A 9,345-nucleotide genomic window follows, 5' to 3' on the forward strand; every position below is an offset into this window, starting at 1 on the left:
TAGACTTTGAAGTAATATCCTCCTGCCGCAGCTCCGACTGCAACCAGTGCAATCAAAAGATACGTTCCAAATGGACTTTTATCTTCAGGCATCTGAATATCATCCTCTACCTTATCTTTCTCGGCTGACTCTGTCGTTTCCGGCTTTTCTTCCTCTGCTTTTTTCTCTGGTTCTGCATAAACCGTATCTACTTCCGGAAGTATCACCGAATCAGAAAGTGTAAAGTTCATCAGATCTTTTTCACTAACTTCGGTAAGGAAATACACATTATCCTGAGATTTTGAATTGTCGATGATCAGATAGAAAATCTTACCACTCTTAGTTGAAATGGTATAAAACTCTTTTGTGCCTTCCGTAGCTGTTTTGGTAACAGAATCTGCTGTCTCGCCTTCTTTATTAAGCTGTTCCTCAATACCTGTCACTGTCCGATCATCCACGGTTCCTTTTGCATCTGTCGGCTCAGAAGCCTGTGCATCCTGCGGAAGCGGTGAAGTCGTTGTTTTCTCAGTCCCAGTTGCATCTGCACTGGTCGTGGTTGCCATTGCACCATTACTGTCACTGGAAGTTTTCTGTTTCTCTGCCTGCTTCTTTGCCCATTCATAATAAGGATTCTGTAACACATACTTTTCAGACGTATTTCCGGCACCGTCTGTTACCGTAATCTCAATCTGTTTTGTAGTAAAATCTTTCTGTGTCAATTGCACTCTCAGCATTCCATCCTTCAAGTCTGTATAAGTGGTGCCATTGACTGTTACTGCAGTAATCCCTGATACTGCATCATTCCCCTGAATCGTCAGCACACCATCTGTCAGGGAAGCAGAGAGTGTAGGCTTTTCCGTGTCATAACACTTAATAGAGCGATTCTGCTCATAGACCTTCCCCTCACCATCTGTAACACGCACATACACTGTCTGATTTCCAGTGATCGTGATACTTCCACTTCCGGTTACATCCTGCCAGCTTCCATCTTTTCCTGCTTTTGCTTCAATCTTTGCTATTGAGAAACCTTCCGGCATATGACTGGCATCTACCGTAACAGCAATGGTTGTTTCTCCCTGTTTCCAGCCATCCGGTTTCTCAATCGTGATTGCAGGCGTGGTATTCTCAGCTGCATAAGCAGTCTGTGTCTGGAGCAAAGGTGTTGTCAGGCAAAGAAATGTCGTTGCTGCAAGCAAGCTCTTTTTTACCCTGCTTTTAGTAATTGTTCTCTTCTTCTGTTTCATTTTTTCCAGATTCATCATCGGCTTTTGTTTCCTCCTTCTGTATTTCTACCCTGCCGGGCAGTTCATTTTTCATTCTCTTTTTGAAAGCTTCCAATTCCGGAATACTCATATCCATTGCACGGATAATTCTTACAATTTCCAGATTTTCCGCTTCTGTTTTTGCAATCTCCGCAGCCTTGAACCGCTTTAAATCTGCTTCATATCTGGCTTTGGAAGCTTCCATTTTCTCTTTGGCTTTCTCATAATCTGCCGTAGCTTTTTCAAGACTTTTCATCGGTTCTCCTTTCCGGACGGCTGATGCAGCCGCCCTTTTTTCTTACCATCGTCCAAATCCATAGAAATGGCTCTGCCAGTATGGGGAATTGATGGACGTATACTGCACCGGATGTCCACAATGGATCATCTGACCATTGCCTACATAGATTCCGATATGCGTTACCGGCTCCCCTGCGTCGTAAGTTCCAGTAAAGAAAATCAAATCTCCCGGCTGCGCCTCCGACTGGGATACTGGTGTACAAATGTTGTACAGTCCCTGTGCTGTTAATCTTCCTGTATTCCTTACACCAGAGTTTGTCAGACAGTAGCTTACAAATCCGGAACAATCGAATCCACTTGGGGAATATCCACCCCACACATACGGTGTTCCGAGATATTTTGCCGCTTCTTCTAGTAATCGCTGTGCCGCTTCACTGGTGTATTCATTGCCACCAAAACTGGAACCTTCTCCTGTTTCCAGATAAAAGATCGGGTTCAACCGTTCTCCATTTTTTAACAGTTCAATATGAAGATGGCTTCCTGTCGAATTTCCAGTGTTTCCTACCAGACCAATTTCATCACCTTTGCTAACAGATGCTCCTGCAGATACGCTCCGGCTGCTAAGGTGTGCATAGCGAAGCTCATAACCTTTGCTGTCTTTGATAATGACGTAATTTCCATAGCTGTCATTATAAGCAGAAGTTGTAACCGTTCCGGTCAGCCCTGCCATTACTTTTGTCCCTTCCGGTGCTCCGATATCCATACCATTATGAAGCTGATTTGCTCCTGATATTGGATGAATCCTGTATCCATAATAGCTGGTCACACTGGAATACCAGTTAAAATCAACCGGTGTTGCAAACATCTGCAAGTTGCCTTTTGTATCGTTGTAGGCACTGAACAGTTCTTTCTGGAAAAATCCCAGCCTTTCCTGACAGATTGACATCAGGTTTCCACTATTTAAGGTGACATTCAGTACATCTACATCTCTGGTCCTGGTCACTTCCACTTCCTGACTTCCATTATCATCCGCCAGATAACATTCCCATGTCTGATGTCCATGTGCAGATGCTGCCGCATGACTGTCATAATAGACATCAAACTGTACACCGTATCTTGCGAAAGCTCCGGTATCTTCTACAATATATTCGACACCATTCATAACTACCTTTGTTCCCATTGGTACAAACGGATTGGAAGCATCTACCGCTAAGGTATGATTGGCAGTTGGATATGCTCCACTGGCAGTCGGTCCTCCGCTCCAAACACCACAACAGATCGGACAGTTACAATATCCACTGGTCACTACTTGTCCCAAAGATTCTCCAACTCTTACAGTTGCTGTCTCTGTCACAGTCTCATTGACTGCTTCTGTTTCTAACCGATACTGCAATGCAAAAAGAGCATCCAGTTCTGGCTTTACCTGTTCAAAGGTAAATTCTTCATACTTTGCTGACAGATAACTGATCAGGATAAACGGATCATGCTCAATAGGTCCGATGTTATATCGGTATTCCTCATGTCCCGGTTCTTCAGATTCCATGTTGTTGATCCGCTCCTGCAGATTAGCTTCCAGCTGTGTATAATACAGTTCCGCTTCCCGGATTGCCTGATCCGATGACAGATAACTGGTTCCGGTGTAAGTGATCACATTTTGTAAAAACACTGCAGAGCATGACGTGACATTCGTTATGATCAGAAACATCAATCCGATCAGAACTGCTACACTGATATACACCTTCCGGTTTTCTTTAAAGAAGTTGGTGACTTTGCCGCCAATCTTCTTGATATAATCAATCGTACCTTTTGTAGCTGTTCCTACTGTCTGTTCACTTCGCTTCGCTTTGGCATAATCCCGTTTGATCTGTTGCTTCTGAATCTGTTTTTTCAGTTTCTTCTGCTCCTGACGGGTTGCCGCCTGTGTCTGTTTCTCTTCCTGTCTTTCAAGTCTGCTTCTTTTTCTGGATGCCCTCTGTTTCCTGCGTCTGGCACTTCTCTGTTCCAGTCGGTAAACACCTTCGCCGCTTTCTTCTAACTTATGGGCACCTTCTACCGCCGCATTATCGTCTTCATTTTTGCTGATCTCACGGTGCAATGCTACGGAAGTTGCACTTCCTGCTTTCTTGACAACAGAAGCTTTTTCTGTTTTCACAGATTCCCCTTCACCAAACTTCAGGCGGGATTTTTTCTTTCCAGGAGCTTCTCCATCATTTGCCTGATAGACCTGTGCCTTCTTGGAATGCTGCTTTGCTTCCTTCTTCTTTTTGGCTTCCTCATAAGAAAACTTTTTGGCTTTTTCCTTTTGTTTCTGATGTCGGAAATTGACTCCATCCGCATCCATCTGGTTCAATTTCTCCATATCTTTATCATTTTTCACAGAAGCACCCGTTTCCTCATAAGCAAACTTCAAACGCTGTTTTTGTTTTGGCTTTTTGCTGCCACCTGTCTGATTTCTCCGGCTGTCTCCTCTGTTTTCTGAAAGATCCGCACGTTTTTCTTTCAGTCTCCCTGACTGGCTGGCTTCGGATTTTTCTGCAAATCTGGATTCTTTTCCGACTTCAGCACGGATTCTTTTCCGGTTTTGTTGCTTTCTATTTTGTCCAAAATCCTCACTTTGGTTCTCTGTTCGCATCAGTTCCGGTGCATCTCTGGATTTTTGCACAGAGGGACGAATATTTTTCCCACTCCGTTCAGACTGGCGGGGAGACTTATCCACAAGGTGTTCTTCTTTTTCCCCCTGTTTTCTTCCCATCTGCACATCACTGGCACGGTTACTGACACGAACAGAAGATTTATCTGTCAGGTTTTCTTCTACCAGACCATCCTTTGTCATCTTCTGGACTTTCTTGTCCCTGACTTTCATTCTCTGTTCTGCCACTACTTACTCCTCCTTCTTCGGATACCCTTTCCCTGCCTGCAATAAGCAGAGAAAAGCGATGCCGAAAACAGCACCGCCACTAAAAGTTAATACATATGAAATTACTCGTAACATTGTTTTCTCCTTTGATTTAACCTGCTTCAGAGGTCTCCTCTAAGCGGGTTGTCATGATTTTATAGAGGGAATTCTTCGGGAATCTGTCTACAAATGGGATAATGACATTTCCATAGAACAGAAGTCCTTCCCCCTCATTACTGTTGGTTACATAGGACAGCTGGGTTGGTGAGATATTCAGCTGCTTTGCCAGAATCTGCCTGTCTCCGGAAGCCTGGTTCAGCATATAAATAAAATCTGAATTTTCAAATATATTCTCTATCTCCCTGGAAGACAATAAATCTTTTATATTCTGGGTGATTCCAGTTGGAATACCACCCCATTTACGAAATCTCTTCCATATCTCCACACTATAAGCTGCGGTCTGCTCTTCCTTCAAAAGAAGATGGAACTCATCCACATAGTATCTGGTGGACTTATGAGCAGAACGGTTCATTGTTACCCTGTTCCAGACCTGATCCTGAATGACAAGCATCCCAATCTTTTTCAACTGTTTACCAAGTTCCTTGATATCAAAGCAGACAATACGGTTATTAATATCCACGTTTGTCTGATGGTTAAACACATTCAGAGAACCTGTAACATAGATTTCCAACGAAGTGGCCAGTCGCTGTGCTTCCGGCTCTTCCTGTTTTCTCAGAAGGTTGTATAAATCCTCCAGGATTGGCATCTTCTCCGGCACTGGATCGGCAAGATATTCCTGATATACTAACCGTACACAGCGGTCAATGATGGTCTTTTCTACCGGCTCCAGTCCATTCTTTCCTCCAACAATCAGCTCACACAAAGACAGAATAAAATCTGCTTTCAGTGACAGTGGATTATCTTCCTCGGAATAGTTCAGGTTCAGATCCATTGGATTGATATACTGGTCAGATACTGGCGAAACCCGAACTACCTGCCCATACAGTGCCTGCACAAGTGCCGAATATTCGGCTTCTGGATCACAGATAATGATATCGTCTTCCGTGATCAAAAAGCAGTTTGTAATTTCCCTCTTTGCTGAGAAAGACTTACCGGAACCTGGTGTACCAAGAATCAGTCCATTTGGGTTCTTCAGACGCTTCCGATCAACCATGATCATGTTGTTGGATAATGCATTCAGTCCATAATAAAGAGCTTCCCCTTCCTGAAACAGTTCCTGTGTCGTAAACGGCACGAAGATCGCTGTTGAAGATGTGGTAAGCCCTCTCTGAATTTCAATCCGATTGACTCCCAGTGGAATACAGGACATGAGTGCTGCTTCCTGCTGATAATCCAACTGTTTTAAAGAACAGTTATATTTCTGTGCGATTCCCTGCACCTGGAAAATATTATTATCCAGTTTCTGACGCTTCTTTGCTGTATTCATAACCAGAACCGTTACAAGGAACATTCTCTCATTTCTGGACTGCAGATCTTCCAGCAGGTTCTTCGCTTCTTCTCCATAGGTTACAAGGTCCGATGGAAGCACGTCCATATCATAACCGGAACGTACCGCTCGTTTCTGCTCTTCGATCTTCATCTTATCCAAATCTGAAATCTTGCTCTTGATCATCTTGATCGCTGAACTCTGGTCAATAGACTGGATATGGATGTTGACATTAATACTGTCATCTACATCCAGGAAATCTGCAAGCATCCGGTCTGTCAGCTCTGGTGCAAGAATCTGCAGGTAACTTACACTTCCCATCGTTCTTCCCATCAAAAATGTCTGATTCTTGGAAAAGTTAAAGGAAGTCGGTGCAATAAAATCTTTAGTTTTTAATCCAGTTTCCGGCAGCATCTTATACTGGAACTTAAATGGTTCGATCCGATCCTGGTTGAACACATGATACAGAATCTCCAGCCTTTCCAGTCCATTCAAAGAATGTGCCTGTGCTCCCAGAACCTTAAAGTTATTTAAGATATCCGTTTCGATTCTTTCAAGCCTTGGTCTTGCCACCTTCAGGCTTTCTGCTTCGATTCCAAAAGTGATATATTTTGTCTTTACCAGACCATTATTTCCTTTGGAAAGCTGATTTTTCAGCATAGTACGGTACTCTTCACGAATGGCATTGAAGTCATCGTTCTGATCCGGAATATCGATGCTTTTCTCAAATTCTGCCACATCCACCTGCTGATTGATAAAGGACAGCTGCACACTGATGGAAGAATCAAAGTAATTTAAGAAATCACAGTAATTCTCAAATATCGTGGTCTTATCCTCATTTAAAGCAAGCTGATAATTGATGTCATAAAACTGAATTGTCTTGGAGAAAAAGGTCTTTGTCACCTGGCAGATACCATCCTGCAGCATCCGAATATACGGAATACTCTGCTGTGCAGTTGTAGGAATGTTTTTCTGTTTCCTACGGTCCCGTTCCTGTTTCTTCCTACGCTTTTCCTGTTCTCTTTCTTTTCTGCTTTTTTTGTTTTTTCTTTCCTGACGGTTTCTTTTTTCCGCCAGGGACAGACGCTCCTGCTGAGCCTCCTGCTTTGTCTTTTTTGCCATCCGGCACACCCTCCTTTTTTACAAGGGTGGAAATCTCCTGATAAAAATTTTCTGTCTTATATGGTCTTACCGCCGGACAGATAAACTTCTGTCGAATGATATTTGCCACCACTTTTTCAAAGGGAAGCCCGTCTTTTTCATACATCGCCATGAAGAAAAACGGAAGCATGACCGTTACCATCAAAATGGCAGCGATACTGGAACCGATTGGTTTTCTCATGAACAGATAAAACGGAATTCCCACAACTGCGGCAAGTGAAAAGAAAATCAACTGCCGCTTTGTCAGATTTAATGCTACTTTTGTTTTGACCTTGGTAAGGTCTTTTGGTACTGGTACATACGCCATGGTATGCGCTCCTTTCCTGCCCGTTAGTGGGCATTGAATATCGATTTGCTAAGGCTTCCGGTCTTGAATAATGAAAATGCAAGAATCACGGTATAAGCCGCTACTGAAAACATTGCTGCATGAAGGTCACTGGATATGGTCATTGCATTTACTAAAACTGCATAAATTCCCACACAGACCATCATGAAGAATCCCTGAAATGCCAGTGCGAACAAGCCTTTTAAATAGTTGTTTCCGATATTGCCCCATTCCTTATTGGTCATGGTGGCAAACGGAATTGGTGCTATGGAAGTATAAAGGTAAATTTCTATCATTCTTCCGTACAAAACAACGGTTATGATGATTGACAGAATCCGCATGGTAATACTGATCAGCAGCGTTTCCATGGATAGCAGGAACAAATCCCCTAACTCCATATCCTCCAGGGCATCCACAATTCGTGTAATTGCTTCTGTTGCATCCACCGCAGTGTTTCCTGATATCACCCCGGCGGCATTATTGACCACATGTTGGCCAACGTCAAAGACCGCCATCGTGATATTGAACGTATTTGTCACCAGATAAATGGCTACATACGCTTTGAAAATCCAGAGGAAAATGTTATAAGTCTCAAATTCATGGAAATTGTTTTTTTGTGTTACCATCGTGATCAATTCATAGCACAGGACAAAGGTGATGATCAGTCCCGCAATGGGGACGATCACCGTTTGGGATATATTCTGAATCAGATTAAAAATCCCTGCATTCCACCCCTGCGGTGTCTGTCCCACCTGCCCGGCTATGGTTCCCACCTGCTCATTGACAGACGTGAACATGTTATCCAAACATGACTTGATAAGTCCGATCAGGATATCCTTTATCGCTTCCGTAATTCTCTCAATGATGGTGTTCATCTACCACTCCTCTTAAGAGAACAATGTTGCCAGCTGTGGAATCAGGGTAGTTCCCAGCAGCATGATTCCGGCACCAGCCATCAGCTGTTTGATGCCCTGGCTCTTAGCGCCGGGATTGTCATTTCCATATCCTTCCAGAAGGTTCACGACACCCCACACACCAAGACCTGCGCCGATAGCGACTACAAGAGTTTTTAAAGTTGTAATTGCGCTGCTAAAAAATGCCATATATTCATAAACCAAAACTGACTTCTTTCAGGTGTTTACGGGAATGAAAAAACACCGACTAAAAAGCCGGCGCACCTAATGTCAGTTATTCCTTTCCTCATTATTTTTCGTTCATTCCCAAGGTTACTCCGACAGTTCTACATGAATCACTTCCACCTCTTCTTCGGGTTTCGGTGTGTACTGTGGATTTAACTCTTTCTCTACTTTGTACCGGTTCTTCTCGTTTTCATCTGCAAGAAGCCGATAGTTTTTGTGTTTCGTGATATCATATTTATCCGAGAAAAATGGTCTGGCACCACGGATCTGCAGGATACATTTTCCTCCATCCATGACTGCAATCTCATCTTCCGTCATCAGCTGTTTGCCTGTTTTCTGGTAGTTCAATCCAAAGGACTTCTGATTACTCCTCGTCTCCGAAGTGTTATACAGGTCAATGGTTTCCTTCCCCAGAAGCTCACTCATTTCCTTTAAGGTGGTTTTCTCTTTGCCACCAAGAAAAAGTGTAGTATCACAGTTGCCCAGAATGGTATCTGCACTATCCTTATACATTGCCTTTAGCTGACTCTGGGACTGCAAAATAATAGAAGCAGAGATTTCCCTGCTTCGGATAGTTGCGATCAGCTTGTCAAACTGAGGAATCTGCCCGATGTTGGCAAACTCATCAGCGATGACACGCACATGCACCGGCAGTCTTCCACCATATACATCATCTGCCTTATCACAAAGCAGATTGAAAAGCTGTGACTGTAACATGGCAATCACAAAGTTGAATGTGGTATCCGTATCGGACATGATCAGAAACAAGGCTGTTTTCCTGTCACCGATCTTATCCAGTTCCATTTCATCGTAAGACATGATCTCACGAAGTTCTGCGATATCAAATGGGGCAAGTCTGGCTCCACAGGATATCAAAATACTTTTCGCTGTCTTTCCAG

At 43.4% G+C, this 9,345-nt stretch carries 7 protein-coding genes and 1 pseudogene; all 8 read right to left on the reverse strand.

Annotation, left to right across the window (positions count from 1 at the left end; genetic code table 11):
- Positions 1 to 1,241: CD1107 family mobile element protein (locus WMO62_RS15000; protein WP_349145186.1), on the reverse strand; the 1,241-nt coding region annotated here is incomplete at its 3' end.
- Complete coding sequence (locus tag WMO62_RS15005) at positions 1,195 to 1,497, reverse strand: DUF4315 family protein (RefSeq protein WP_008688068.1); 303 nt, start codon at positions 1,495 to 1,497, stop codon at positions 1,195 to 1,197. The genes WMO62_RS15000 and WMO62_RS15005, both read right to left, overlap by 47 nt.
- Before the next feature lie 42 nt (positions 1,498 to 1,539).
- A complete protein-coding gene (locus WMO62_RS15010) occupies positions 1,540 to 4,341 on the reverse strand; it encodes a CD1108 family mobile element protein (RefSeq protein WP_227589498.1) in 2,802 nt (933 codons plus the stop codon).
- Positions 4,342 to 4,486: 145 nt separating this feature from the next.
- Positions 4,487 to 6,943, reverse strand: coding sequence for a VirB4-like conjugal transfer ATPase, CD1110 family (locus WMO62_RS15015; protein WP_207211679.1), 2,457 nt, complete (start codon positions 6,941 to 6,943; stop codon positions 4,487 to 4,489).
- The gene (locus tag WMO62_RS15020; protein WP_092073132.1) at positions 6,825 to 7,289 is read right to left on the reverse strand and encodes a PrgI family protein; all 465 of its coding nucleotides are present in this window, start codon (positions 7,287 to 7,289) and stop codon (positions 6,825 to 6,827) included. Before WMO62_RS15020 ends, WMO62_RS15015 begins: the two co-directional genes overlap by 119 nt.
- A gap of 23 nt (positions 7,290 to 7,312) precedes the next feature.
- A complete protein-coding gene (locus WMO62_RS15025) occupies positions 7,313 to 8,182 on the reverse strand; it encodes a VirB6/TrbL-like conjugal transfer protein, CD1112 family (RefSeq protein WP_227589487.1) in 870 nt (289 codons plus the stop codon).
- A gap of 12 nt (positions 8,183 to 8,194) precedes the next feature.
- On the reverse strand, positions 8,195 to 8,410 hold the full coding sequence (locus WMO62_RS15030; RefSeq protein ID WP_017144663.1) for a Maff2 family mobile element protein: 216 nt from the start codon (positions 8,408 to 8,410) through the stop codon (positions 8,195 to 8,197).
- Positions 8,411 to 8,628: 218 nt separating this feature from the next.
- A pseudogene (locus WMO62_RS15035) lies at positions 8,629 to 9,345 on the reverse strand (VirD4-like conjugal transfer protein, CD1115 family); the annotation flags it as partial.

It is taken from the genome of Hominiventricola aquisgranensis, assembly GCF_040096225.1.
GTDB classification, from domain to species: Bacteria; Bacillota; Clostridia; order Lachnospirales; family Lachnospiraceae; genus Hominiventricola; species Hominiventricola aquisgranensis.

Excerpts from the sequence above, each read along its gene's own strand:
- WMO62_RS15005 (WP_008688068.1), bottom strand. The coding sequence starts at position 1,497 with ATGAAAAGTCTTGAAAAAGCTACGGCAGATTATGAGAAAGCCAAAGAG.
- WMO62_RS15010 (WP_227589498.1), bottom strand. The coding sequence starts at position 4,341 with ATGAAAGTCAGGGACAAGAAAGTCCAGAAGATGACAAAGGATGGTCTG.
- WMO62_RS15015 (WP_207211679.1), bottom strand. The coding sequence starts at position 6,943 with ATGGCAAAAAAGACAAAGCAGGAGGCTCAGCAGGAGCGTCTGTCCCTG.
- WMO62_RS15020 (WP_092073132.1), bottom strand. The coding sequence starts at position 7,289 with ATGGCGTATGTACCAGTACCAAAAGACCTTACCAAGGTCAAAACAAAA.
- WMO62_RS15025 (WP_227589487.1), bottom strand. The coding sequence starts at position 8,182 with ATGAACACCATCATTGAGAGAATTACGGAAGCGATAAAGGATATCCTG.
- WMO62_RS15030 (WP_017144663.1), bottom strand. The coding sequence starts at position 8,410 with ATGGCATTTTTTAGCAGCGCAATTACAACTTTAAAAACTCTTGTAGTC.